Here is a 24,230-nt window from a genome sequence, read left to right as displayed (position 1 = left end):
CTTGCCAATGAATGGACGAAGGGCCGGATTGTACAACAAAACACCGGTAAATGACGGGTTTCAAAGGCATCAAACGGCGGTTCGTTTTGACTTCCCCTACCCCCGGTGGCACCTTCCTGTCAGATTTTAGACTGCGGCCGCGATGTCATTGATTGTTCTGACTGCGCAGCCTAATAGGAAACCCCGGCCTGCCCTACGCGGTCGGGCAAGAATTGAATTTGAGAGGTAACATGGTACGCAAGGTCACCAAGGCGATTTTCCCCGTTGCGGGATTGGGCACGCGTTTTCTCCCAGCGACAAAATCCGTCCCCAAAGAGATCATGACACTGGTTGACCGTCCTTTGGTTCAATACGCAATCGACGAAGCCCGCGCCGCAGGTATTACCGAATTCATCTTTGTAACTTCGCGTGGCAAATCTGCGCTGGAAGATTACTTTGATCACAACCTCGTGCTGGAACAAGAGCTCAAGGCCAAGGGCAAGGATGACCTGCTTGAGGCGCTGAATGCAACGAATATGGAAAGCGGCGCCATCGCCTATATCCGCCAGCACAAGGCGCTTGGTCTGGGCCACGCAGTCTGGTGTGCCCGCCGTCTGATCGGCGACGAGCCATTTGCAGTAATGTTGCCTGATGACGTCATTGCTGCTGATAAACCCTGTCTGCAGCAGATGGTCGAAGCCTATGAGGAAACCGGCGGCAATATGGTCGCAACGATGGAAGTGCCAAACGAAAAAACCAGTTCCTATGGCGTTCTGGATGTAGGCGAAAACGTCGGCTCCGTGGTACGCGCCAGAGGAATGGTTGAAAAGCCCAAGCCGGAAGAAGCCCCCTCGAACCTGGCCGTTATCGGTCGGTATATTCTGGGGCCGTCAGTGCTGTACAATCTCAACCAAAAGAAAACAGGCAGTGGCGGTGAGATTCAGCTGACCGATGCTATCGCAGAAGACATCTGTAACGGTGTGCCCGTGTTTGGCTATAAATTCGACGGCCAGCGATTTGATTGCGGCTCGAAAGCCGGGTTCCTCCAGGCAACTGTTGCCTTTGCGCTGGCCCGTAGCGATCTGCGTGATGACCTGAGCCAGTATCTGAACGAGATAGCCGCCGCCGGGAAGGCCGCTCAATAGCGCCCGCAACCTTCAGCATGTCGTTTCTAAAGTGACAAAGTCCAAGAACCTTCGAGGCAAGCCGCAATGACCACCATCCATCCCATCATACTCTGCGGAGGGTCCGGCACCCGACTGTGGCCCCTGTCGCGCAAAAGTTACCCCAAGCAGTTCGTCCCTCTGATCGGTGATTCAAGCCTGCTTCAGGATTGTGCTGAACGAATGCAGGGACCCAAGGACGCGCCTTATGCCAAGCCGCTGATCCTTACCAATGATGCATTCCGTTTTGTGGTTCCGGAACAACTGGGCGCGATTGGCATAGATCCGGGCCCCATTCTGATCGAACCCGAAGGGCGCAACACAGCACCAGCGGTTCTGGCCGCCGCGTTGTATCTGGCCGCCAGCAACCCGGATGCGATCATGCTTGTCGCCCCATCGGACCATGTCATCCCGGACAAAGCTGCTTTTCATCAGGCAGTTACCGAAGGCGCGCGCGCGATTTCGGATCGTGGGGATCTCGTCACTTTCGGGATCACTCCGGACCGGCCGGAAACCGGCTATGGATATCTCAAGCTCAGCCATGCCCCAGATACGGGCAACACCGCCATTGCGCTGGACCGTTTTGTCGAAAAGCCTGATCTGCAGAATGCCCAAGCCATGATCGCCGATGGCAGCTATCTTTGGAATTCGGGGATATTTCTTTTCGCGGTCAAAGACATAATCGCTGCATTCAAAGAACATGCGTCCGCACTGCTGGACCCGGTCGGCAAGGCCGTCCGTGAGGCAAAGGCCGACCTCGGGTTTCTGCGCCTCGACCCCCAAGCCTGGGGCACGGTCGAGGATATCTCGATCGACTACGCGGTCATGGAGAAAGCCCGCAATCTGAGCGTCGTACCCTATGCGTCGGGCTGGTCGGATGTCGGCAGCTGGTCGGCAGTTCAAGAGCTGAGCAATCCAGACGCCGATGGCGTTGCCACTACGGGCCAGGTTACCACCATTGACTGCCGGAACGTATTGGTGCGTTCAGAAACCCCCACGCAAGAAGTTGTTGCGATGGGTCTGGAAAACATGATTGCGGTCGCCATGCCCGATGCGGTTTTGGTGGCCAGCATGGACAAGGCTCAGGACGTCAAACAGGCGGTTGCGGCCCTGAAGGCCAAAGGCGCCAAACAAGCGGAATCGCTGCCGGTCGATCATCGCCCTTGGGGCTGGTTCGAAAGCCTGGTCATCGGGGATCGGTTCCAGGTCAAACGCATACACGTTCACCCCGGCGCCTCACTAAGCCTGCAATCCCATCACCACCGGTCTGAACACTGGATCGTTGTTCAGGGCACGGCAAAAGTTACGATCGACGAAGATGTGCGCCTGATCTCTGAAAACCAATCTGTCTACATCCCGCTCGGCGCCGTTCATCGGATGGAGAATCCGGGCAAGGTGCCGATGGTTCTGATCGAGGTCCAGACCGGGTCTTATCTGGGTGAGGACGACATCATCCGGTACGAGGATGTGTACGCCCGCAGCTAACCTTTAGCGGTGATTGGTAAACTTAAGGGCAGCTTCGGCTGCCCTTTTTCGTTGAATCCTGACCTTTGGCTACGCCCCATGGAATCCTCCAAACGTTAGCAAATGATTATTCGAACGTTCGGTCAGATCAGACCGGATTCATCCTGGGCACGGCAATGTGGCGCGCAATGCAATAGTCGGACCGACAGCTACAGGAGGACGCCACCCGTGTCACAAAACTCACCCAGATTGGATTTACCTTTCCTGCAACCTTCGCAGGCCCAGAAACACGTCACCCATAACGAGGCGCTGCGTGCTCTGGACCTGATTGTCCAGCTGAGCGTAGCGTCGACAAACGCCTCGGTGCCGCCTGCGGTGCCGGAACAGGGCGAGATTCACGCGCTTGGTGCCAACCCTACCGGGGATTGGGCCGCGCAGCCGGGCGCCCTTGCGGCCTGGTTGGATGACGCCTGGCACTTTGTGACCCCGGGAATCGGCTGGCGGGCCTGGGATGAACAGGCCAACCGGTTGAAGATCTGGGACGGCGCAGACTGGTCCGAACCTCAGGTCGCGACCCAGAACCTGGACGGGTTGGGTATCGCAACCGGGTATGATAGCACCAATCGGCTATCGGTCCGGTCGCCTGCGACGTTGCTCAGCCATGACGGGGCGGGGCACCAGTTGAAGATCAACAAGGCAGCGGCCGGGGATACCGCCTCGCTTTTGTTCCAGTCAAACTGGGTCGGTCATGCGGAGATGGGATTGTCCGGCAACACCGGTTTTTCCATCAAAGTCTCGGCTGATGGCGGATCCTGGACCGAGGCGCTGAGCTTTGACCCAGCCACCGGAACAGCCTCAGGCTCTGCCATTCAAAACGATGCCGAAGACATCACCGCAGGTCGCCTGATGCGGGCCGACTATGGCTACTGCCCCGGAAACCTGCTGGGCTCTGTGTCAGAAACCGCCGGGGTGCCAACCGGCGCGGTCGTCGAACGCGGATCAACCGCCAATGGCGAATACGTCCGGTTTGCGGATGGTACACAAATCTGCACGGGCGTTCTGACGGCCACCGATTGCGTGAACGCCGAAGGATCGCTGTATTCCAGCGCCGAGACCGCCTGGAGCTTTCCCGCAGCCTTTGCGTCCGGAACCTCACCCTCGGTCGGTGGCAGTGGCGGCGCGACAAGCCGGTTTATAGGTTTGGGCGCGGCCACTGAAACACAAGTGCCCTTTAAGGTTCTATCGGCATCCTCGGACACAAGCAGCCTGTCCCCAACGGTAATCGCAACCGGTCGCTGGTTCTGAGCTTTAGACCGTCCGGAGCTATGCCCAGGCGGTCATTTGGCGCGCAAATCGGTGTCTGCCTGCTCCAGAAACCACGCATAGGTCTCGCGGATACCATCTTCGAGTCCAACGCGTGCGCGCCACCCCATATCTGCCAGTCGGGACACATCCATCAACTTGCGCAGTGTCCCGTCAGGCTTGCTGACATCCTGAGTGATCTTACCCGTGAATCCGGTTGTTCCGGCCACTAGGGCCGCCAGCTCAGCGATTGAGATATCTTCGCCGCATCCCACATTGATATGGCTCAGCATCGGCTGGGTATTCGCGTCGTAGATATCGCGCGGTAAGTCGAGCACAAACAAGGACGCCTCGGCCATATCATCGACATGCAAAAACTCGCGCCGCGGTTTTCCTGTGCCCCAGATCACCACTTCTTCCAGCCCGTCGCGTTGTGCCTCGTGGAATCTGCGGATCAGGGCCGGCAGGACATGGCTGTTTTCGGGGTGAAAATTGTCTCCGGGTCCGTAAAGATTGGTCGGCATAACCGACCGGTAATCGACACCATGTTGGCGATTATAGCTTTCGCACAGCTTGATCCCGGCGATCTTCGCAACCGCATAGGGTTCGTTGGTGGGTTCCAGCACGCCGGTCAGCAAAGCGTCTTCACGCATGGGCTGAGGGACAGCCCGTGGGTAAATGCACGAACTACCCAACTGCAGCAAATGCTTTACCCCCGCTGCAAAAGCCTGATGGATCACGTTGCATTCAATCATCAGGTTTTCGTAAATGAAATCTGCGGGGTACGTGTTATTTGCGTGAATCCCACCGACCTTGGCCGCGGCTAGGATCACCATATCCGGACGCTCAGTCTGCATAAAATCACGCACGGCGGATTGGTCGGTTAGATCCAGTTCGGAATGCCTGCGCGTGATCAACTCCAGCTCTTCGCCTTCGTCCTTGCGGTTTTGCAAACGGCGCAGGATTGCGCCGCCAACCATACCACGATGCCCGGCAACATAGATCTTACGCATGAGGGCCTCCTCAGCCGTTTTCCAGGCTCATTGGCAGCTCAAACCCGTGCTCTTTCAAAAGCGCGTGACGTTTGGCCGTCTTCAGGTCTTCGGTCACCATCTCAGCGCACATTTCCTGCACGGTCAGTTCTGGTACCCAACCCAGTTTGTTCTTGGCGTTTGAGGGATCGCCCAGAAGGGTTTCGACCTCGGCCGGGCGAAAATATTGTGGGTCTATCCGCATTACGACGTCACCGGGTTTCAATCCCGGGGCTTTGTCCCCCTCGATCGAAACGACAGTCGCGGTTTCGTCAACGCCTGACCCGGTGAATTCCAGTGAAACGCCAAGCTCGGCTGCCGACCATTCAATGAACTGTCGTACCGAATACTGAACCCCGGTCGCAATCACGAAATCCTCAGGATTGTCCTGCTGCAGCATCAGCCATTGCATCCGCACATAGTCCTTCGCGTGGCCCCAATCCCGCAGACTGTCGATATTGCCCATGTACAGGCAACTTTCCAGTCCTTGCGCAATATTTGCCAAACCGCGTGTGATCTTGCGGGTAACAAAAGTTTCGCCCCGGCGCGGGCTTTCGTGGTTAAACAGGATCCCGTTACAGGCATACATGCCATAGGCCTCACGGTAATTAACCGTGATCCAGTAAGAATAGAGTTTGGCAACCGCATAAGGTGACCTTGGGTGGAACGGGGTGGTTTCGCGTTGCGGAGTTTCTTGCACCAGACCGTAGAGTTCCGAGGTCGAGGCCTGATAGAAGCGTGTCTTTTTCTCGAGCCCGAGAAAACGTATCGCTTCCAGCAAACGCAAAGTACCAATGGCATCCACATCCGCAGTGTATTCCGGGGATTCAAAACTGACGGCCACATGGGACTGTGCGCCAAGGTTATAGACCTCGTCCGGCTGCACTTCGCGAATGATTCGCGTCAGGTTAGACGTATCGCTCAGATCACCATAGTGCAGGTGCAGTTTGGGATTGGGAACGTGTGGGTCTTGATAGATGTGGTCGATGCGTTGCGTGTTGAATGAGGACGCGCGGCGCTTAATGCCGTGAACTTCATAACCTTTTTCCAACAAAAACTCGGCCAGATACGATCCGTCTTGTCCGGTAATCCCGGTGATTAATGCCGTTTTTGTCATAGTTCCGCCCTACGAAAACAAATGTGTATGATTGCCGACCCAAAAACAGCAAGAATCCCCGGAATGCAACCCAAGCACGCTGACAGGCATTGAAACCGGCGGAACTTTCTTCGAATGTGTGCGCGCCAAAGGCGGTATTTGTTAAGAAGGGTATTTTAGTATGCGTATTGCGATGATCGGAACCGGCTATGTAGGTTTGGTGTCCGGGGTATGTTTTTCCGATTTCGGCCATGATGTCATTTGCGTCGACAAGGCCGAACAGAAAATTGAGATGCTGCAGGCTGGCGAAGTCCCGATATATGAGCCCGGGCTTGACGTCCTGATGGCCAAAAACGTAGCCGCTGGTCGGCTCAGCTTTTCCACGGACCTGGCCGCAGCAGTGGATGGTGCGGATGCTGTTTTTATTGCCGTGGGCACGCCCACACGTCGCGGGGACGGTCACGCCGATCTGACTTATGTGATGGCCGCCGCAGAAGAAATTGCGCATGCGATTACGGGCTACACTGTGGTGGTAACCAAATCGACCGTTCCAGTTGGCACCAATCGCAAGGTGCATCAGGTCATTTCTGCCGCCAACCCGAAGGCCGAATTCGACGTCGCCTCGAACCCTGAATTCCTGCGCGAAGGGGCCGCCATTGATGATTTCATGCGCCCGGATCGTGTGGTTGTCGGCGTTGAATCAGACCGCGCCGCCGATGTAATGGCGGAAATATACCGCCCGCTTTACCTGCGGGACTTCCCGATCCTGACCACTGATCTGGAAAGCGCAGAGATGATCAAATACGCCGCTAACGCGTTTCTTGCGACCAAGATCACCTTTATAAATGAGATCGCAGGCCTGTGCGAACGTGTTGGCGGCGACGTGAAAGAGGTCGCCCGAGGCATCGGTCTGGATGGGCGCATTGGCAATAAATTCCTACATGCAGGTCCGGGATATGGCGGATCGTGCTTTCCAAAAGACACCGCCGCTTTGGCCCGGATCGGTCAGGAACATGCCCACCCGATGCAGATCACCGAAACCGTCATCCGGGTGAATGACGAGGTCAAGAAACGGATGATCCAGAAAATCCGAGATGTCTGCGACGACAGTTTCAATGGAAAAACGATCGCTGTTCTGGGCGTGACCTTCAAACCCAATACCGACGATATGCGTGATGCGCCCTCGTTAACTATCGTGCCTGCACTGATCGGTGGTGGGGCAACGGTGCGGGTTGTCGACCCTCAGGGGCGTTCCGAAGGTGAGGCCCTGCTGCCCGGCGTCGAATGGTGCGAAGACCCCTATGCTGCTGCTGCTGATGCGGATGTCGTTGTGCTGTTGACCGAATGGAACGAGTTCCGTGCGCTCAATCTGAGCGAACTAGCTGGCACGATGAAATCCCCCCGAATGGTCGATCTGCGCAATATCTATTCCGAACCCGCCGTCAAGAAATCCGGCTTCGATAGTTACGTCGGTATTGGGCGCTGATCTTCGGATCAAGTTTGGATGGCCGATTCAAAACAACCGGCCATCCGTCATTCATTTTGTCAAAACGCCGCCAGATCCCTGAGGAACAGCGCGATACCTGGGAAGTAGATCAGCATAGCCGTCATCAGCGCCAGGATCGCGAAGAACGGCAAAGTGCCCCGGATCACCTCAAGATAAGGTCTGTTGAAAATCGCGATTGCGGTGAAGATATCGCAGCCAAACGGCGGTGTTGCTGATCCGATGGCCATCTGCAGCGTCACCATAACCCCGACAAGAACCGGATCAATCCCCGAGGCATCCACGATCGGAACGAAGATTGGCGTAAGGATGACAAGCACGACCAGCGAGTCGACGAACATACATCCCACGAAGAAGCACAGCGCTATGATGAACAGGATGTATTCCTGCGACGCGCCTTCCAGGTTCAGCGGCTCTAACAGGCCCTGTGGAATCTGTTCGAAGGAAATATACCAGGAAAACGCCTGACCGATCCCGACAAGGATGAACACAACCGCCGTAATCAATCCTGTGCTGAGAGCGGAATCCAAAACGTCGTTGAGTTTCAGTTCCCTATAAATCACGCATTCGACGATCAGCGCATAAAGCACCGAAAACGAGGCTGCTTCGGTCGGGGTCACTGCGCCGGTGTAGATACCGCCGACGATCAGGACCGGGAAACCAAGCGGCAGTATGGCCTTGCGAAACGCTGCGCGCCGCTCGGCACCTGATTTCTTTGGCACCCGCGCGATCAGATCGCCCTGCAGGACGCTGTAGAAATAGCAATAGACCGAAAACATCAGCGCCAGAACAACGCCCGGACCAATTCCTGCAATGAACAGCTCGCCCACGCTGGTATTGGCCAGCGTGCCGTACAGGATCATCCCGATGCTTGGAGGGATAAGGAAGGCGATGTCGCTGGCATTGATGATCAACGCCATGACAAAACTGTCCTTGTAACCGGCCTTCAGCAGCTTTGGCCGCATGATCTGACCAATCGAAACCACGGTCGCCTGAGTCGAACCCGAAACCGAGCCGAACAATGTGCAACTGATGCAGGCCGTGATCGGCAATCCGGCCCGGCGGTGACCGACAAAGGCTTCGATCAGCCCCAGCAGATTGTTGGCCGTATGACCTCTCGCCATGATATCGGCGGCGAATATGAACATCGGCACAGCGATCAGCGCGTTTGGCGAAATGCCAGTGACCATCTGCTGGATGATGACGCCAGTATCGCTTTGCGAGAAATGAACAAGGCCAATCAGCGTGGCAACCGCTAGCGGAACAACCATCGGGTAGCTGAGGAACAGCAGAACCACCATCGCCGCGACCAGAGCAAAGGTGATGACATAGATATCCAGCTCACCAGCTATGACATCGCCAAGGAAATCAAGGAATCCGGGCATCTCAGACTCCTACATCCACTGCATCATTGTCCTCGACCTCGTACGAGTGCCAGATGCCGACATGAGTGACATTCATGATGAATGCGATCAGATATTGCAGGCTGGCCATAAACAGGCCGACCGGGATCACCGAGTAGATGATATAGACCGGAAACTGCAGCGCCGGGCTCAGACGGTTCAGCTCTTTGATCTCAAGCACGTAGAACACGGACTTGTAGGCCAAAAAGGCCAGCAGCATGCTGGTCGTGATCGAAATCAGCGTCAGGATCACCTTCTTGGATCGACGGGACAGCGTGTCATAAACCGCCGTCATCCGAATGTTTCGACCTTTCCGAACCGCATAGGCAAATCCAAAAAAGGTCACGCTGACAATCAAAAACTGGTTCAGCTCTTCCGAGAAGAACAGGCTTTTGCCAAAGGCGTAGCGGCCAATAGCGTTTGCGGTCGAATTCACCATCATCAACAATATGGCCAGAATGATAACGAATTTCTCGATGAACTCGGTGCCCCTACTCAGAGCGACCAATGCGCTTTTCATGATTTTCCCTCCCTCGGCCCGCCAGTCAGCGTTCCGTAAATGAAAGACGCGACGTCTGAATGAGACGCCGCGCCTTTCAGTGATGTCAGCTTTTATTGCGACGCATTACTCACCTCGTTAAGCAGGCCGTCGAGGATCTTCTGGGCTTGCGCGCGGGCCGCAGGTTTCTCGGCGTCGTCATAGGCGTTTTCGACCACATCGAAGAATGTTTCGTGCAATGTGGCGCTTTGGGCTTCAAAGACAGCGCGCTCGTCCTCAGTCAAGACGATGACCTGCAGATCGGGGCGCTCGGCCTTGATCTTGTCCATGTTTTCCAGATTGATCTTGATCTGATAATCATGCGCAGCCTGCTCGCCCTTGGCGATGGCGTTCTTGACCATCTCTTGCTGATCCGCGGGCAGACCGTTGAACCATTCACTGTTGGTGGAAACGGTGCCGACGTAAGGAAGCTGGCCCGGGAAGATCAGGTAATCCTGAACCTCATGCCACTTGGCGTTGTAGATGAAATAGATCGGGTTCACCATGCCATCGACGGTCTTCAACTGCAGCGCGCCATAGACCTCGCCCCAGGACAAAGGCGTCGGGTTGGCGCCAAACGCCTTGAAGGTTTCCACCGGAATGGTCGAAGTGAAGGTACGGATTTTCTGGCCTTCAAAATCCGCCGGGCTGCGGATCGCCTTGTTGGCACCCCAGGCCATGTCGCCTTCCGAGATCATAGTGAGCAGCTTGAGGTTCACCTTCTCGAATTTCTCGCTGAGGTCTTCATAGATGGTCGGGCTGGTGGTCAGAACTTCGCGGATCACGTCGATATCACCGCCCAGAACATAGGGCAGATCAAGAACCTGCGCCTCGGGCACATAAGACCCCAGGTGACCGGTGCCCACCGATACGAACTGGACCGTACCCTTAGATGTCAGCTCGACAATATCGTTCTCGGTACCCAACTGACCGTAGTAGTAGATACGCACTTTGATGTCGCCATCGGACTGCTCTTTGACACTTTCGGCGAAGGCCTGTGCAAAGATATCCTGTACGTCGCCTTTGTCCTCTTCCGAGGCGAATTTCCAGGTGTCCGCAAAGGCAGCAGTCGACAGACCTGCCGCGAAAACCGCCGAGGTTATCAGCTTGCTAAAAATGGATGTCATTCTGTTAGTCCTTTCTTGCCCGCTCATGCGAGCCCTTCTGAGATGATGACAAGAGGACGTAATTCCTGCGTCCTCGCCTGTTGGTTGGTTCTCTTGCACAGGGCGCCGTAACCGGCCGCGCCTGACGGCGTGGTCGCGATTCCAAGTGCTGTGACAGCTTCTGCGGCTGCCTGGCCTTCTTCTTCGGAAAGGGTTTCGTAGCTCACGCCGCAGCGCTCGAGCACATCCCAGGCCACGATCGACGGTGCCTTGCAGTCAAGCCGACCCATATTCGAATCCGGCCCATCGCTGCGGGTGGCCCGTCCGGCCAAGTGACTGGCCCGCAAACAGGACGCAGCGCCGGGTTCGACAACGATCAGTTCAGGCTGTTCCGCCCAGTTCAGACGGATCATATGCGACATTGCAGCGGCCAACCCACCGACACCGGCCTGCAGATAGACATGCGTAGGCCACTGCCCCGAGGCCTCGAACCGCGCGCGCAACTCTTCGGCGATGACGCAATAGCCCTCCATCACCAGTTTCGGTATCTCGGTGTAGCCAGGCCAGGTTCCGTCGGCCAAAAGCGTGGCACCGGTGGTTTTGGCGTCAGCAATAGCGGCGGCGACGCTTTCGTCATAAACATCGCCCGAACGGACAACCTCGGCACCGAAGGTTCTAAGACGGTCGCCGAACCCTTGCGGTACGGTCTGCGCCAAATGAATTCGCGCCTTTGCACCCATCGCCCGCGCCCCAGCCGCAACGCCCATTCCGTGGTTGCCTGCACTTGCGCAGACGAATGTGTGGCCAGATGCGAATTCTCGAAAATCGGCATCCTTCATCCGCGTGAGGGAGAGCGTTTCACCGGTATTCTCGTGCCATGCATCCTCGAGAAGGCGTGCAACCGCATAGGGTGCCCCCAAAGCTTTGAAGGCGCCAAGCCCCATACGCTCTGTCTCGTTCTTGGCCAGAATGCTCTGACCATCCGGCCCCGTGATTTCAATCAGCGGCGATACAGCATAGGTCTCTTGCCCCTGAAAAAACTCCTGCGCACGGACGAAATCCGGGGCGAAGCTTAGGTCGTCGGTCGCTATCATGTATTTTTCATCCGCTTTTTCCATGTGCAGAGATTGTGCATGACCGACCTATTTCTATTTATCGTATTTGACCCTAATCTCGATAATATGTTTCAAACCTGCCTCTTCCATCGCGAGGATTTTTCATGAACCAACAACTTGATGATGCAGACACGATAATCCTCAGAACCCTGCAAAGGGATTGTCGAATCGGGCTGGAACAGCTGGCGCAAGAATGCAGTCTTTCAGTTCCCTCGGTGCAGCGGCGGCTCAAGCGGTTGCGAGATTCCGGGCTGATCCTGAAAGAGGTCGCGGTGCTCAACCCGTCGCGCTTTGATTATAAGATGACCTTCATCGTTCTGGTCGAACTTGACCGGGAATCGCTTCAGCAACTCGATCTGTTCCGCAAACGCGCCAGGAACGAGCCGCAAGTTCAGCAATGCTATTATGTGACCGGTGATGCCGACTTTGTTCTTATCTGCGTCGCACAGGACATGGAGGATTTCGAGGACCTGACCCATCGCTTGTTTTTCGATAACTCGAACGTCCGCAGATTTCGCACATCCGTCGCGATGGACCGTACAAAGATTGGTCTGGAACTTCCGATCTGAACTTGGCGCTTTTGTGCAATTTTTTCTGCTTTAGGGTCGGAAATTTGATGCGAAACACGCAGCCCTATCCTGTAGAACCGATGCAACTCACACGCGGATGAAGAAATGAGCGATTTAGAAAACCGTATGATCGCGCTTCGGCGGGATTTGCACAGGCACCCGGAACTGGGCTTTCAAGAGAAGCGAACCAAGTCGGTTGTCGCTGAACGGCTGCGCGCCCTTGGGATCGAAGTGCACGAAGGCGCAGGCGTTGTCGGTGTGCTTCGATCCGGCGGTGGCAACAAAGCCATTGGCCTGCGTGCTGACATGGATGCGCTTCCAATCACCGAAACCTCGTCCCATGACTATGTCTCGACCTCACCCGGTGTGATGCATGCTTGTGGCCACGATGGTCATACAACCATGCTGCTTGGGGCGGCAGAGCGTCTGGCGAAAGAACCTACCTTTGACGGTACGGTTGTTTTTCTATTCCAGCCAAACGAAGAGCACGGCCTGGGCGCGCGCGCGATGATCGACGACGGTGTGCTAGAACAATTTCCGGTCGAAGAAATCTATGCAATCCACAATTTGCCAGGCGCTCCAACCGGTCAGATTTCGACCCGCGCCGGTATTATCTGTAACAGTGAAACCCTGTTCGAGATCACGGTTAAAGGCCAGGGCGGTCATGCCTCGATGCCACAAACCGGCGTTGATGCAATTACCGTAGGGTCCGAGATTGTGGTGGCATTGCAGACCGTGGTGGCACGAAAGCTTGCGCCCGCCTCTGGCGCGGTAGTTTCCGTGACCGAATTCCTGACGGACGGCCAGCGAAATGTCTTGCCGGGCAACGCCACTCTCAAAGGAGATTTTCGCGCCAGATCGCCCGAGGACCGCAACGCCATCGAAGGTTTCATGCGTCAGATCACCGAAGGGATTGCGGCAGCACATGGCATTCAAGCATCGGTCAGCTTTGATACGCAGTTCGTCGAGACCATCAACGCCGCCACCCCGGCCCTTGCGGTATATCGCGCAGCCGAAGCCGCCGGTTGTGACCTGATCAAAGATCGGGCACCGATGAGTTTTTCTGAGGATTTCGCCCAGTTTTCGGCCGCCGTGCCGGGATGTTTCCTGTTGCTGGGCAATGGCGAGGCCGGGCCGCATGGCCAACCGCTCCATGCTTCTGACTATGATTTCAATGATGAACTGCTGCCGATCGGAGCTGAATTCTGGACCCGATTGGTTCAGGACCGGTTGCCCCCGCGAAAGGATCAAGAGTCATGAACGCCCCACGACGTGGTTTTGACCAACAAGAATTCGCAACGCGTACCGCAGCGGCCCAGACAAAGATGGCCGAAACCGGTATGGCGGGCATATTGCTGACAACTGAACCGGATGTGCGCTATTTCAGCGGGTTCCACACGCTGTTTTGGCAAAGCCCGACTCGCCCATGGTTCCTGTTCATCCCGGCAACCGGTAAGCCCATCGCAATCATCCCTGAGATCGGCGCAGACCTTATGCGGCGAACCTGGGTCACAGATATCCGCACCTGGGGCGCACCTGCACCAAAGGATGACGGTATCGGGCTGTTGACCGATCTGCTGGCGCCACATGCCAGCCGTGGTGAAACCGTTGGATTGATGAAGGGGCACGAAACCCATTTGCGGATGCCGCTTGGCGATTATGAGCGGCTGTTGGCGGGCCTGAATGGGCTAAAGATCACTGACGCGACCGAGATCGTCCGAGGCTTGCGAATGGTGAAATCCGAGGCCGAGATCGAAAAACTCACCTATATCTGCGCCATCGGGTCGCGCACATTTGAGCGGGTGCCCGAAATCGCCCGCGAAGGGCAGCCGCTTGAGGATGTGTTCCGCTCCTTTCGGCGCGAAGGGCTGGCGCAGGGTGCTGATGATGTTCCGTATTTGGTCGGCGGTGCGGATACGGGCGGCTATCACGACGTCATCTCGCCCCCGTCCCGCCGACCACTGGCGCGCGGCGATGTGCTGATGCTCGACACCGGTTCCAACTGGGACGGGTATTTTTGCGACTTCGATCGGAATTGGGCCATTGGCCGCGCCGATGACGCCTCACGCCATGCATATGATGTTCTTTGGCGCGCGACTGAGGCCGGGATGGCCGCAGCTCGCCCCGGAGCGACTTGCCGAGAATTGTTTCAAGCGATGCAGAAGGTGATCACGGAGCTCGACGATCAGGGTGGTGACGTCGGCAGGCTGGGTCATGGGCTTGGCATGCAGCTGACCGAATGGCCCTCGCACACCAGTTGGGATACAACCGAGATCGCCGAAAATATGGTACTGACCCTTGAACCATCGCTTGGCTATGGCGACGGTCGGGTCATGGTGCACGAAGAGAACATCGTCATACGTGCAAGTGGGGCGGAGCTTTTGACCAAACGCGCCGCGCCTGAACTACCAATCATCTGAGGCCAATCATGAAGCTTGATTTCGAAACAGACGAAGGCATTGGCACCCGCGCCAATCTGGGTGTGATTGTTCTTGAGACTGACGAGACGTTAGAGAACGAATTCTCTCGGATCATGTGCCTAGCTGGTGTCGCGCTCTATCACAGCCGGATTCCGATGGTGCCCGAAATCCGACCCGACACATTGGCACGGATGGAACAGGACTTGCCTGCGACGGCACGGCTTTTGCCACCATCGCTCAGCTTTGATGCAATCGGATTTGGCTGTACCTCGGCCTCGACCGTGATCGGGTCCGAGAATGTGGCCAAGGTGATAAAGACGGTCTGCCCGGATGCACGTGTGACAGATCCGTTGGCGGCAATCATCGCTGCCGGTCAGCATTTAGGAGCCCGACGATTGGGCTTCGTCACCCCCTATATTCCCGAAGTTTCCGCTGGGATGCGCACAAAGCTGGAACAGGCCGGTTTCGAAATCGCAGGTTTCGGGTCGTTCGAGGAAGGAAATGATCGCGTTGTTGCGCGGATCACAGAAGGGTCGATCCTTGACGCTATTGAAAAGGTCGCGGCTCAAGCGCCCTGCGATGCTGTCATTGTCTCTTGCACGAATCTGCGATGCCTTGACGTCATTGTTCAGGCAGAAGAAAAGATCGGGATTCCAGTCATTTCCAGTAATCAGGCGCTTGCCTGGCATATGCTTCGATTGGCCGGCATTGAGGACCTCAACCCTCAGTTCGGACGGCTCTTTGGATAGAGCGAGAAGGGTGTCCGCCTAGGGCGCTTTCGTTCAAGCAGGCGATTTGAGGCCAAGCGTTGCCAGAGTTGCAGCCATTGTCTGGCCCCAACGGTCCTGCAATGCGCTGTTTGTGTTGCGACGCAGGCCCATTGATTTCAACAGCTCGAACCGTTTCGGGTCATCGCCGCCGAAGGACACCGCAACCCGAGGCCACCAGTAAGTGACCGAGTTCTGCATGTCGTCCGCCGCACCGTTCTCGATCAGTTTGACCGCCCCTTCCAACGCCAGCTCGCCATGATGTGCCTCGACCGGGGCGATGGATCGGAAGGCTTCGGCCAGAGGCTGATACGAGATGGTGGAATACTCGGCCAGTTGTTCGGCCACCGCGCGGCTCATCAGCAGGTTCATGACCACAGCGTCTGTCCAGCCGGACAGCGGATAGTTGAACACCGCCAGACGCATGTCATGCTCGGACCGGGTGGCCCCGATATCCGCATCCCGCGACAAGCGCATGGTCCAAGGATGGTGATTGGCATAGCGTTCGGTATCTGCGCCAAATTCGCCCATGATGCTGAGAACACAATTTGCGTGGTCTGACTTTTCCAGCACGATCTTTGCGGCGGCGATCCGTTCCTTGATCCCCGGCCCCTGATTGATGATGTCGGCAAACCCGGCAGCCCCAGCCAGTTCGCTGTCAACAAATGTCGCCATCAGCTTCATCAGCTCGGCCCGATAGCGAGGCGGCACGTTCGATGGGTTGGTCAGAACACCGCCTGCGGCCAGATAGCTGTCGAGTGTCATTGAATCGGACATATCTGCCCCCTTTCTACCGGTCGTAATCGACGACCACGCGGTCTGTTACCGGATAGGCCTGGCAGCTTAGCACATAGCCTTTTTCCACTTCGTAATCTTCCAGCGCGTGATTGGCGAGCATCTCGACCTCACCCTCAAGCACCTTGCAGCGGCAGGTCGAACAGACACCCGCCTTGCAGGCAAACGGGGCATCCATAGCGTTTGCCAGGGCCGCCTCAAGAATGGATTGGTCCTTGGGTATGGTCACGGTCTGGGTGGATCCATCCAGCGTGATCGACGCACTGCTCTGATTGCCCTGCGTACCCGTTTCTGCCGAAATTGGCTTAGCCTTGGCCCGTCCGGGCTGAGCGCTGGCGAACAGCTCGAACTTGATCTGGCTGTCATCCAGACCGTGCTCGCGCAATGCGGCGGCAATGCCCAGCATCATCGGTTCCGGGCCGCAGATAAATGCGGTGTCGACATGGTCGATATCGACCCAATGTTTGAACAGCTGCGCGCATTTTTCCTGGGTCACCAAACCGGTGAACAGCTCGATCTCTTGTGAATCCGTCTCAAGAACGTGGATCACGTTGAGGCGACCCATATAGAGGTTCTTGAGGTCTTCGAGATCCTCGCGGAACATGATCGTGTTGATGCCCTTATTGGCATAGATAAGGGTAAAGCGTGATTGCGGTTCCTGTGCGAGGGTCGTTTTGAGGATCGACAGCACCGGCGTAATCCCCGAGCCCCCTGCAAAGCCCAGATATTGCTTTTCCGCACCCGCATCTATCGGAGTATGAAAGCTGCCCATCGGCGGCATTGCCTCGACGATGTCGCCGACATTCAGTTCAGTATTCGCCCATCCGGAAAAGGCGCCGCCTTCAACACGTTTGATGCCAACCTGCAGCACGCCTTCATCCTTGCCCGCGCAGATCGAGTAGGACCGGCGCAGTTCTTCGCCCTCAAATTCGCGACGAAATGTCAGATATTGACCGGCGGTGAAATCGAACTGATCTGCAGCGCCGTTCACAGGTTCCAGTGTCACCACCACCGCATCGCGAATGGTTTTGTGGATATCTGTGACTTTCAGGTCGTGGAAACGTGCCATCCGGTGGTCCTCCTCAGATGCACTTGAAATAGTCAAATGGTTCCAGGCAGTCGGTGCATCGCCAATGCGCCTTGCAAGGGGTCGAACCGAACTGGCTGACCTTCTCGACCGCTTTGCTACCGCAGCGCGGGCAGCGATCCGGGCCGCCCGCCGGTTGCGGTGGGGCAATGCCATAGTCCTCCAACCGGGCGCGGCCCTTTTCGCTGAGCCAGTCGGTGGTCCAGGCCGGGGCGATGCTGGTTTCGATCTGCACGTCACTGATCCCGCGATCGTGCAAGGCGGTTTCGATATCCAGGCTGATAATGGATGTTGCCGGACAGCCGGAATAGGTTGGAGTGACCGTCACCTTCAACGTCTCGTCCTGCCACTGCACATCGCGCACAATGCCAAGATCGACCACTGAAATCACCGGAATTTCAGGGTCAGGAACAGCATCCAGCCATTCCCAGATTTGTTTGGTCGATGCCCGATCCATCGGCGTTACCAGCTTGCTTCGGGATAGGCGCGTTGCAGCCACTGCATCTGTGTCAACAGATGACCCAGATGTTCCGTATGCATCCGCCCGTCACGCCCACCTTTATGGGCAAACGCGCCTTCCGGGATCGTCAAGGTCGCCTCGGACAGGATCCGCTGCACCAAAGCGTCAAACTCCGCGCTCAGATCCGCGGGGTTCGGCGCAATGCCCGCCGCGACCATCTCGGCGTCAACTTCGTCGCTGGTGAACATCTCGCCTACATACGGCCACAGGTAGTCCAGAGCCGACTGCATCCGGGCGTGGCTTTCCGCTGTTCCGTCCCCCAGACCAACCACCGTGTCGCCCGAGCGTTCCAGGTGATATGCCACCTCTTTACTGGCTTTCGCGGCAATGGCCGCGACACGGTCATCCCTAGAGTTGAGCAAGCGTCCCAGCATGATGGAATGCCATGCATCGAACAGGAACTGGCGCATCAGGGTCCGGCCAAAATCCCCATTGGGAACCTCGACCAGCAGCACATTGCGGAAATCCCAGGCATCGCGAAGGAAGGCCAGATCGTCAGCGGTTTTGCCGCCTTGGATTTCCCCCGCCAGACCCAACCACATCTGGGTTTGCCCGATCAGGTCCAGGGCCGTGTTGGCCAGCGCGATATCCTCTTCCAGCACCGGCGCATGGCCGCACCATTCACTGACGCGATGGCCAAGGATCAGATCGTTGTCGCCCATCCGTAGAAGGAATTGTACAAATGCCGTGTCCCGGTCCATCACATGGCCCCCACTTCATCGGGGATGTCGAAAAAGGTCGGGTGACGATAGACCTTGCTTTCGCTGGGCTCGTATAATGGGCCCTTGTCGCTGGGCGAGGAGGCCGAGATATTATTCGCCTCGACCACCCAGATCGACACACCTTCATTGCGGCGGGTATAGACATCGCGCGCGTTCTTGATGGCCATCTCCGCGTCAGGGGCATGCAACGAGCCGACGTGACGGTGGCTCATACCATGCTGACCGCGGATAAAGACTTCCCACAGGGGCCATTCGTTTTTCATCGGGTTTCCTCCTCAGGGTCGACTTATTCGGCAGCCACTGTGCCAGAGCGTTTCTTTTCGGCATGGGCCATCAGCCCGTCGCGCACCCATTTGCCGTCGTCCCAGGCTTGGTTTCGGGCGGCCAGCCGGTCGGTGTTGCAGGGGCCATTGCCACTGATGACATCGAAGAACTCGGACCAGTCAGGTTCTGAGAAATCATAATGGCCGCGATCGTCGTTCCAATTCAGCTTTGGGTCAGGGATGGTCAGGCCCAGATACTCGGCCTGAGGCACAGTCTGATCGACGAATTTCTGACGCAGCTCGTCATTGGTGTTCATCTTGATCTTCCATTTCATCGACTGCGTCGAATGCACCGAGTCCTTGTCGGACGGTCCAAACATCATCAGCGATGGGTACCAAAAGCGGTTCAAAGCGTCCTGCGCCATTCGTTTCTGTTCCGGCGTGCCTTCGGCCATCTTGCGGATGGCGTCATAGCCCTGACGCTGATGAAAGCTCTCTTCTTTGCAGATGCGGATCATGGCGCGTGAATAGGGACCGTAAGACGTGCGCTGCAACGGCACCTGGTTCATGATCGCGGCGCCATCCACCAGCCAGCCAACGGCACCAACATCAGCCCAGTTCAGGGTGGGATAGTTGAAGATGGACGAGTATTTCATGCGCCCGTCCAGCAGCATTTCGGTGATCTCATCCCGGCTGACACCCAGTGTTTCGGCGGCGCAGTAAAGGTAGAGACCATGCCCGGCCTCGTCCTGAACTTTTGCCAACAGGATCGCCTTGCGTTCCAGTGTGGGTGCCCGCGTGATCCAGTTCGCCTCGGGCAGTTGCCCAACGATTTCGGAATGGGCGTGCTGGCCGATCTGGCGGATCAGCGTCTTGCGATAGCCTTCGGGCATCCAATCCTTAGGTTCGATCTTTTCGTCAGCGTCGATGCGCGCCTGAAAGGCAGCGAGCTTTGCAGGATCTTCCTGTGTCGCCTCGGACTTAACCATCTGAGCATACATGTCCCGTCATCTCCCCTATACGCGTTCAAGAATAAGCGCTGCGCCCTGACCGACGCCGACACACATGGTGCACAGCGCGTATCGCCCGCCCGTGCGCCGCAACTGATAGGCCGCGGTCATAACCAACCTTGCGCCGGACATGCCCAACGGGTGGCCAATGGCAATCGCGCCCCCATTCGGGTTCACCTGCGGCGCGTCGTCTGGCAGGCTCAGTTCGCGCAGTGTCGCCAGACCCTGTGACGCGAAGGCCTCATTCAACTCTATCACGTCCATTTGCTCGATGCTCAGCCCGGCGCGAGCCAAAACTTTGCGGCTAGCCGGAACCGGGCCAATGCCCATGACACGCGGCTCAACCCCTGCGACAGACATGCCCACGACCCGGGCCATCGGGGTCAGGCCGTTCTTTGACGCTGCCGCCTCATTGGCCATCAAAATGGCCGCAGCGCCGTCATTGACGCCCGAGGCGTTGCCAGCGGTCACCATCTTATCCGGCCCGTTGACACCTTTAAGACCGGACAGTTTGTCCACGGTCACATCCGGGCGCGGATGTTCATCCGTATCGACAATGATCGGATCGCCCTTGCGTTGCGGGATCGTGACCGGGGTGATTTCATCCCGGAACAGACCTGCCTCGTGCGCGGCGGCCCATCGGGCCTGACTGCGCGCCGCAAAAGCATCTTGGTCATCGCGGCTGATACCAAAGTCTTCGGCCACATTGTCGGCCGTTTGCGGCATCGAGTCGATGCCATAGGCCTGTTTCATCTTCGGGTTCACAAAGCGCCAACCGATTGTGGTGTCATAGACCGCATTGCTGCGGGTAAAGGCCGAGGTCGCCTTGGGCATCACAAAGGGCGCCCGCGACATGCTTTCGACGCCGCCGGCCACAGCCAGATCATAATCGCCCGCCTTGATGCCCCGCGCCGCCATTCCAACCGCATCCATTCCACTGGCGCACAATCGGTTCACTGTTGTTCCGGGCACATCAACCGGCAATCCAGCCAACAAGGCCGCCATCCGCGCCACATTGCGGTTGCTTTCACCCGCCTGATTTGCATCGCCATAGATCACATCATCAACGCTGGCCCAATCAACCTGCGGGTTGCGCTCTTTCAGGGCGGCCAATGGAATCGCGGCCAGATCATCTGTCCTGACTGACGACAAAGCCCCCCCATATCGCCCAATCGGAGTGCGCGTCGCGTCGCAAATGAATGCGTCCATCACTTAATTCTCCTGTAGGTGCTGATCCGTATCATTGACCGCATGGTCGGTTTTTAGGGCGTCCATCGATTCGAGGCAAGCTTTATGTTACGAGTTCTTTTACTTTTTTAGTTTTTATGTAACATTTAGCGCGAGAGAAACGCCTGCAATGATCGCCGAATGACCAGCATCGGGCGGATCAGATAGGTGACGCTAAAGAAAACCTAGCTGTCCAGCTCGGCTTCCAAGGATGTTAAATCCGGGCGCGGCAGTTTTTCCAACAACTGAGATACAGCCGCCCGGCATGCAGGGCCTTTCCAGTCAACGGGCAGAAACGCTGCAGGAAAGGCGGGATGGCGCAGAACAATACGGCGCCAATTATGCACGATCAGGACACGCAGAATGGCCGTCTTCATCGGGTCGCCCGCCCCCTCGGGCGGCATCTCTTGGCCGATGATCTGTGTCGATCTCAAGAACTGATCATAGGCGGTTTTCAACGCCTCTGGCCCGCAGAGATCCCGAAGCCAGCCAGGAACAGAGATAGCGCTGCTTTCCACGCCCATCAGCTCTTCAAGACCCGCCGGAACCTGACCCGGAGCCATCGACGTTGCGGGATTGAGAGAGATGTAGTCCCCAGTCAGCATCAGGTCAGCCAATTCTTTGCGCGATGAGTCCGAATTGCTGGCGATAAGTACATGCCAGAGGCCGGGTTCCGGCGCTTCCTTGGCATAGATACGCGGTGCGGCGGTCACACTCTGATGACGGCCAAACGCGGTCAGGCGGTGAAAGCTGCTGCGCCCTTTGCGGGTGCTTTCAATCCAGCCATCCTTGCGCAGCCGATGCAGGGCAACACGCGTGGCTTCGGCCTTGATCCCGGCAAGGCTGGTCAGTGCGGTGATCACCGCACCACTTATCTGATCTGTTTCTTCCTGCGCCAGATCACCGAATATCGTCACCAGCACTGACCACACCCGTTGCGTACCCTCAGAGGTCAGATGGCTAACGCAGGTTTCAAACCAATCAGGGGCTGAATCTTTCATACGGCAAGTATAATCGGGCCAGATCGAATTACCATCCGGCCCAAGAATCTTAGTAGGCCACCATGGTCAGCAGCTCATATTCGGCCACAGGCTCATCATCCTGTTGGGTCAGGGTGACATGCCAGCGCACCTCGCCATATTCATCATTGCGGCGGGTTTTCTTTTTGACCGTCAGGCGCACCTTGATGCTGTCGCCTGCCTCTACCGGTTTCATAAAGCGCAGGTTATCGAGCCCAGTATTGGCCAGGACCGGCCCCTCGTTCGGTTCCACAAAAAGACCCGCCGCGAAAGACAGCAAAAGATATCCATGCGCGACCCGGCCCGGAAAGAACGGGTTACGCTCAGCTGCGGCCTGATCCATATGGGCATAGAAGGTGTCGCCGGTGAATTCGGCGAAATGTTCAATGTCTTCCATGGTCACGGTCCGCGGTGCGGTGTGGATCGTCTCACCAATGGCCAGATCGTGATAGCGGCGTGTAAATGGATGGGCTGGCGCACTGACCTCGGCTGCACCCGGCACCCATCTCTCGCCAATAGCTGTCAATATGTCCGGCGATCCTTGAATCGCCGTACGTTGCATATAATGCATCACACCGCGCACACCGCCCATTTCCTCGCCACCGCCAGCACGGCCGGGACCGCCATGGACCATATGCGGCAAAGGAGAGCCATGGCCTGTGGATTCTTTCATCGAGTCTCGGTTGTTGAAATAGAGCCGCCCATGATAGGCCCCTGCCCCCATAACAAATTTGCGGGCAACATCAGCATCATGTGTGATGACTGAGGCCACCAGAGACCCCTGCCCTCGGTTCGCCAGCTCAATCGCGTGGTCGGCATCGCGATAGCCCATGATTGTACTGACGGGACCAAAGGCTTCGGTATCATGCACACGTTGCGCGGCATCGGGATCGCTGCAATGGAACAGCATCGGTGGCAGAAAGGCGCCCTTATCTGCATCGGCCCCATCGACCACGAAGTCGTCCGGATTGCCAAAGACGCACTCGGCCTCGTGCCCAATAATCGCGGCCTTCTCCAAAACATCGCGCTTCTGACTGGCCGAGACCAGCGCACCCATTCGGGTGGTTTCCAGTTTCGGATCCCCAATGGTGGTCTTTGCCAAACGCGCGGACAGCGCCTCAATAACGGCCTGCACATGCGGCTCGGGCGCGATGATCCTGCGGATGGCAGTGCATTTCTGACCCGCTTTGGTGGTCATCTCGCGCTGAACCTCTTTGACGAACAGATCGAATTCGGGCGTTCCCGGCGCAGCATCAGGACCCAGGACCGAGCAGTTCAAGCTGTCCTGTTCCGCCACGAACCGGACCGAATTCTCCAGGATTACGGGGTTCGCGCGCAGCTTCAGCGCCGTATCCGCCGAGCCTGTAAAGCTGACCACATCCTGCATGGTCAGGCGATCGAGCATGTCGCCCAGCCCGCCTGACACCAGTTGCAATGCACCGTTGGGCAATATGCCCGACTCGAGCATCAGCCGAACGCACAGCTCGGTCACATAGCAGGAATTTGTGGCCGGTTTGACGATAGCCGGAACCCCCGCCAGAAGAGTCGGAGCCAGCTTTTCCAGCATGCCCCAGACCGGAAAGTTGAAAGCGTTGATATGGATCGCAACACCTTTCAACGGGGTGCAGATATGTTGCCCCAGAAAGGTGCCATTGCGCGAAAGCTGCTCGACCTCGCCGTCGAGATAGACATGCCCGTCCGGCATCTCGCGCCGCCCTTTTGAGGCAAAGACGAACATCGTGCCAATACCGCCGTCAATGTCGATCAGATGATCCGCCTGGGTTGCGCCGGTATTGAAGGACAGATCGTACATCGCCTGCTTGTGCTTGCCCAGATGAACAGACAGCGCCTTGAGCATCTTGGCCCGCTGGTGAAACGTCATCTTGCGCAGCGCAGGACCACCAACATTGCGCGCATGATCCAGCATTCCCTGAACGTCCAAGGCGTTGTTTCCGGCTGTTGCGATCACCTCTCCCGTCACCGCGCTTGCGATGTTGCGGGCACCTGCCCCCGGCGCAATCCACTCGCCCGCAGCAAAACTGGAAATCTGTTGGATCGTCATAGGTCTCTCCTTACTCGCGGCAGGGCTAGCGCGCGGGGCATTTGCGGTATCTTATTATTAACCGTACG

Annotated in this window: 23 protein-coding genes; 8 read left to right on the top strand and 15 right to left on the bottom strand. The window is 57.0% G+C overall.

What is annotated here, in order from left to right; genetic code table 11:
* Positions 1–230: 230 nt before the first annotated feature.
* The 3 genes from galU (at position 231) to AC2FFF_RS09400 (ending at position 3,911) form a co-directional block, all read left to right on the top strand.
* Positions 231–1,124, top strand: coding sequence for a UTP--glucose-1-phosphate uridylyltransferase GalU (galU, locus tag AC2FFF_RS09410; RefSeq protein WP_142639838.1), 894 nt, complete (start codon positions 231–233; stop codon positions 1,122–1,124).
* Positions 1,125–1,190: 66 nt separating this feature from the next.
* Positions 1,191–2,627: a mannose-1-phosphate guanylyltransferase/mannose-6-phosphate isomerase gene (locus AC2FFF_RS09405; protein ID WP_142639840.1), complete on the top strand. Its 1,437-nt coding sequence runs from the start codon at positions 1,191–1,193 to the stop codon at positions 2,625–2,627.
* 207 nt (positions 2,628–2,834) lie between these two features.
* The gene (locus tag AC2FFF_RS09400) at positions 2,835–3,911 is read left to right on the top strand and encodes a DUF2793 domain-containing protein (protein WP_142639842.1); all 1,077 of its coding nucleotides are present in this window, start codon (positions 2,835–2,837) and stop codon (positions 3,909–3,911) included.
* Positions 3,912–3,943: 32 nt separating this feature from the next.
* Here the strand turns inward: AC2FFF_RS09400 and fcl are convergent, their stop codons facing one another.
* Both fcl and gmd read right to left on the bottom strand, forming a co-directional pair.
* Entirely contained in the window at positions 3,944–4,921 is a 978-nt protein-coding gene (fcl, locus tag AC2FFF_RS09395) for a GDP-L-fucose synthase (protein WP_281972867.1), read from the bottom strand.
* A 10-nt stretch (positions 4,922–4,931) separates the two neighbouring features.
* Positions 4,932–6,056, bottom strand: a complete 1,125-nt coding sequence (gene gmd, locus AC2FFF_RS09390) for a GDP-mannose 4,6-dehydratase (protein ID WP_142639846.1) — start codon at positions 6,054–6,056, stop codon at positions 4,932–4,934.
* Positions 6,057–6,216: 160 nt separating this feature from the next.
* On the opposite strand from gmd, the gene AC2FFF_RS09385 reads away from it, so the two are divergent.
* Positions 6,217–7,521, top strand: a complete 1,305-nt coding sequence (locus tag AC2FFF_RS09385; protein ID WP_142639848.1) for a UDP-glucose dehydrogenase family protein — start codon at positions 6,217–6,219, stop codon at positions 7,519–7,521.
* A 59-nt stretch (positions 7,522–7,580) separates the two neighbouring features.
* On the opposite strand, the gene AC2FFF_RS09380 is transcribed toward AC2FFF_RS09385, so the two are convergent.
* The 4 genes from AC2FFF_RS09380 to AC2FFF_RS09365 all read right to left on the bottom strand — a co-directional run bounded on the left by AC2FFF_RS09380 (position 7,581) and on the right by AC2FFF_RS09365 (position 11,704).
* Entirely contained in the window at positions 7,581–8,864 is a 1,284-nt protein-coding gene (locus AC2FFF_RS09380) for a TRAP transporter large permease (protein WP_425595593.1), read from the bottom strand.
* Between the two features lie 61 nt (positions 8,865–8,925).
* Positions 8,926–9,462, bottom strand: a complete 537-nt coding sequence (locus tag AC2FFF_RS09375; protein ID WP_271949035.1) for a TRAP transporter small permease — start codon at positions 9,460–9,462, stop codon at positions 8,926–8,928.
* Between the two features lie 92 nt (positions 9,463–9,554).
* The gene (locus AC2FFF_RS09370) at positions 9,555–10,607 is read right to left on the bottom strand and encodes a TRAP transporter substrate-binding protein (RefSeq protein ID WP_271949037.1); all 1,053 of its coding nucleotides are present in this window, start codon (positions 10,605–10,607) and stop codon (positions 9,555–9,557) included.
* Positions 10,608–10,630: 23 nt separating this feature from the next.
* A complete protein-coding gene (locus tag AC2FFF_RS09365) occupies positions 10,631–11,704 on the bottom strand; it encodes a pyridoxal-phosphate dependent enzyme (RefSeq protein ID WP_282027209.1) in 1,074 nt (357 codons plus the stop codon).
* Between the two features lie 101 nt (positions 11,705–11,805).
* On the opposite strand from AC2FFF_RS09365, the gene AC2FFF_RS09360 reads away from it, so the two are divergent.
* The 4 genes from AC2FFF_RS09360 to AC2FFF_RS09345 all read left to right on the top strand — a co-directional run bounded on the left by AC2FFF_RS09360 (position 11,806) and on the right by AC2FFF_RS09345 (position 15,439).
* A complete protein-coding gene (locus tag AC2FFF_RS09360; protein ID WP_271949042.1) occupies positions 11,806–12,270 on the top strand; it encodes an Lrp/AsnC family transcriptional regulator in 465 nt (154 codons plus the stop codon).
* Positions 12,271–12,375: 105 nt separating this feature from the next.
* Positions 12,376–13,530: an amidohydrolase gene (locus AC2FFF_RS09355; RefSeq protein ID WP_281972864.1), complete on the top strand. Its 1,155-nt coding sequence runs from the start codon at positions 12,376–12,378 to the stop codon at positions 13,528–13,530.
* The gene (locus AC2FFF_RS09350; protein ID WP_281972863.1) at positions 13,527–14,690 is read left to right on the top strand and encodes a M24 family metallopeptidase; all 1,164 of its coding nucleotides are present in this window, start codon (positions 13,527–13,529) and stop codon (positions 14,688–14,690) included. Before AC2FFF_RS09355 ends, AC2FFF_RS09350 begins: the two co-directional genes overlap by 4 nt.
* An 8-nt stretch (positions 14,691–14,698) precedes the next feature.
* Complete coding sequence (locus AC2FFF_RS09345; RefSeq protein WP_142639862.1) at positions 14,699–15,439, top strand: maleate cis-trans isomerase family protein; 741 nt, start codon at positions 14,699–14,701, stop codon at positions 15,437–15,439.
* Positions 15,440–15,472: 33 nt separating this feature from the next.
* Here AC2FFF_RS09345 and AC2FFF_RS09340 read toward each other — a convergent pair whose 3' ends face one another.
* The 9 genes from AC2FFF_RS09340 to paaZ all read right to left on the bottom strand — a co-directional run bounded on the left by AC2FFF_RS09340 (position 15,473) and on the right by paaZ (position 24,162).
* Positions 15,473–16,234, bottom strand: coding sequence for a Phenylacetic acid catabolic protein (locus tag AC2FFF_RS09340; RefSeq protein ID WP_271949049.1), 762 nt, complete (start codon positions 16,232–16,234; stop codon positions 15,473–15,475).
* A gap of 13 nt (positions 16,235–16,247) precedes the next feature.
* On the bottom strand, positions 16,248–17,321 hold the full coding sequence (locus AC2FFF_RS09335; protein ID WP_271949052.1) for a 2Fe-2S iron-sulfur cluster-binding protein: 1,074 nt from the start codon (positions 17,319–17,321) through the stop codon (positions 16,248–16,250).
* A 13-nt stretch (positions 17,322–17,334) separates the two neighbouring features.
* A complete protein-coding gene (paaD, locus tag AC2FFF_RS09330; protein ID WP_142639942.1) occupies positions 17,335–17,796 on the bottom strand; it encodes a 1,2-phenylacetyl-CoA epoxidase subunit PaaD in 462 nt (153 codons plus the stop codon).
* A 5-nt stretch (positions 17,797–17,801) separates the two neighbouring features.
* Positions 17,802–18,560, bottom strand: coding sequence for a 1,2-phenylacetyl-CoA epoxidase subunit PaaC (paaC, locus tag AC2FFF_RS09325; protein WP_281972862.1), 759 nt, complete (start codon positions 18,558–18,560; stop codon positions 17,802–17,804).
* The gene (gene paaB, locus AC2FFF_RS09320) at positions 18,560–18,844 is read right to left on the bottom strand and encodes a 1,2-phenylacetyl-CoA epoxidase subunit PaaB (protein WP_142639870.1); all 285 of its coding nucleotides are present in this window, start codon (positions 18,842–18,844) and stop codon (positions 18,560–18,562) included. The genes paaC and paaB overlap by 1 nt, the downstream gene beginning before the upstream one ends.
* Positions 18,845–18,867: 23 nt before the next feature.
* Entirely contained in the window at positions 18,868–19,845 is a 978-nt protein-coding gene (gene paaA / locus AC2FFF_RS09315; protein ID WP_281972861.1) for a 1,2-phenylacetyl-CoA epoxidase subunit PaaA, read from the bottom strand.
* A 15-nt stretch (positions 19,846–19,860) separates the two neighbouring features.
* Positions 19,861–21,063: a 3-oxoadipyl-CoA thiolase gene (pcaF, locus tag AC2FFF_RS09310; RefSeq protein ID WP_496882924.1), complete on the bottom strand. Its 1,203-nt coding sequence runs from the start codon at positions 21,061–21,063 to the stop codon at positions 19,861–19,863.
* A 203-nt stretch (positions 21,064–21,266) separates the two neighbouring features.
* Positions 21,267–22,082, bottom strand: a complete 816-nt coding sequence (locus tag AC2FFF_RS09305) for a PaaX family transcriptional regulator C-terminal domain-containing protein (RefSeq protein WP_496882923.1) — start codon at positions 22,080–22,082, stop codon at positions 21,267–21,269.
* Positions 22,083–22,131: 49 nt separating this feature from the next.
* Positions 22,132–24,162: a phenylacetic acid degradation bifunctional protein PaaZ gene (paaZ, locus tag AC2FFF_RS09300; protein WP_142639877.1), complete on the bottom strand. Its 2,031-nt coding sequence runs from the start codon at positions 24,160–24,162 to the stop codon at positions 22,132–22,134.
* Between the last annotated feature and the right edge of the window lie 68 nt (positions 24,163–24,230).

The sequence above is a fragment of the Ruegeria sp. YTSA226 genome (assembly GCF_059609905.1).
This window is presented reverse-complemented; position numbering and strand designations above follow the sequence as displayed.

What these genes read in the sequence shown, in the direction of transcription:
- paaB (WP_142639870.1), bottom strand. Translation starts at nt 18,844, where the DNA reads ATGAAAAACGAATGGCCCCTGTGGGAAGTCTTTATCCGCGGTCAGCAT.
- gmd (WP_142639846.1), bottom strand. Translation starts at nt 6,056, where the DNA reads ATGACAAAAACGGCATTAATCACCGGGATTACCGGACAAGACGGATCG.
- paaD (WP_142639942.1), bottom strand. Translation starts at nt 17,796, where the DNA reads ATGGATCGGGCATCGACCAAACAAATCTGGGAATGGCTGGATGCTGTT.
- paaA (WP_281972861.1), bottom strand. Translation starts at nt 19,845, where the DNA reads ATGTATGCTCAGATGGTTAAGTCCGAGGCGACACAGGAAGATCCTGCA.
- AC2FFF_RS09360 (WP_271949042.1), top strand. Translation starts at nt 11,806, where the DNA reads ATGAACCAACAACTTGATGATGCAGACACGATAATCCTCAGAACCCTG.
- AC2FFF_RS09385 (WP_142639848.1), top strand. Translation starts at nt 6,217, where the DNA reads ATGCGTATTGCGATGATCGGAACCGGCTATGTAGGTTTGGTGTCCGGG.
- AC2FFF_RS09345 (WP_142639862.1), top strand. Translation starts at nt 14,699, where the DNA reads ATGAAGCTTGATTTCGAAACAGACGAAGGCATTGGCACCCGCGCCAAT.
- AC2FFF_RS09305 (WP_496882923.1), bottom strand. Translation starts at nt 22,082, where the DNA reads ATGAAAGATTCAGCCCCTGATTGGTTTGAAACCTGCGTTAGCCATCTG.
- paaC (WP_281972862.1), bottom strand. Translation starts at nt 18,560, where the DNA reads ATGGACCGGGACACGGCATTTGTACAATTCCTTCTACGGATGGGCGAC.
- galU (WP_142639838.1), top strand. Translation starts at nt 231, where the DNA reads ATGGTACGCAAGGTCACCAAGGCGATTTTCCCCGTTGCGGGATTGGGC.
- AC2FFF_RS09405 (WP_142639840.1), top strand. Translation starts at nt 1,191, where the DNA reads ATGACCACCATCCATCCCATCATACTCTGCGGAGGGTCCGGCACCCGA.
- AC2FFF_RS09375 (WP_271949035.1), bottom strand. Translation starts at nt 9,462, where the DNA reads ATGAAAAGCGCATTGGTCGCTCTGAGTAGGGGCACCGAGTTCATCGAG.
- paaZ (WP_142639877.1), bottom strand. Translation starts at nt 24,162, where the DNA reads ATGACGATCCAACAGATTTCCAGTTTTGCTGCGGGCGAGTGGATTGCG.
- AC2FFF_RS09340 (WP_271949049.1), bottom strand. Translation starts at nt 16,234, where the DNA reads ATGTCCGATTCAATGACACTCGACAGCTATCTGGCCGCAGGCGGTGTT.
- AC2FFF_RS09365 (WP_282027209.1), bottom strand. Translation starts at nt 11,704, where the DNA reads ATGGAAAAAGCGGATGAAAAATACATGATAGCGACCGACGACCTAAGC.
- pcaF (WP_496882924.1), bottom strand. Translation starts at nt 21,063, where the DNA reads ATGGACGCATTCATTTGCGACGCGACGCGCACTCCGATTGGGCGATAT.
- AC2FFF_RS09370 (WP_271949037.1), bottom strand. Translation starts at nt 10,607, where the DNA reads ATGACATCCATTTTTAGCAAGCTGATAACCTCGGCGGTTTTCGCGGCA.
- AC2FFF_RS09350 (WP_281972863.1), top strand. Translation starts at nt 13,527, where the DNA reads ATGAACGCCCCACGACGTGGTTTTGACCAACAAGAATTCGCAACGCGT.
- fcl (WP_281972867.1), bottom strand. Translation starts at nt 4,921, where the DNA reads ATGCGTAAGATCTATGTTGCCGGGCATCGTGGTATGGTTGGCGGCGCA.
- AC2FFF_RS09335 (WP_271949052.1), bottom strand. Translation starts at nt 17,321, where the DNA reads ATGGCACGTTTCCACGACCTGAAAGTCACAGATATCCACAAAACCATT.
- AC2FFF_RS09355 (WP_281972864.1), top strand. Translation starts at nt 12,376, where the DNA reads ATGAGCGATTTAGAAAACCGTATGATCGCGCTTCGGCGGGATTTGCAC.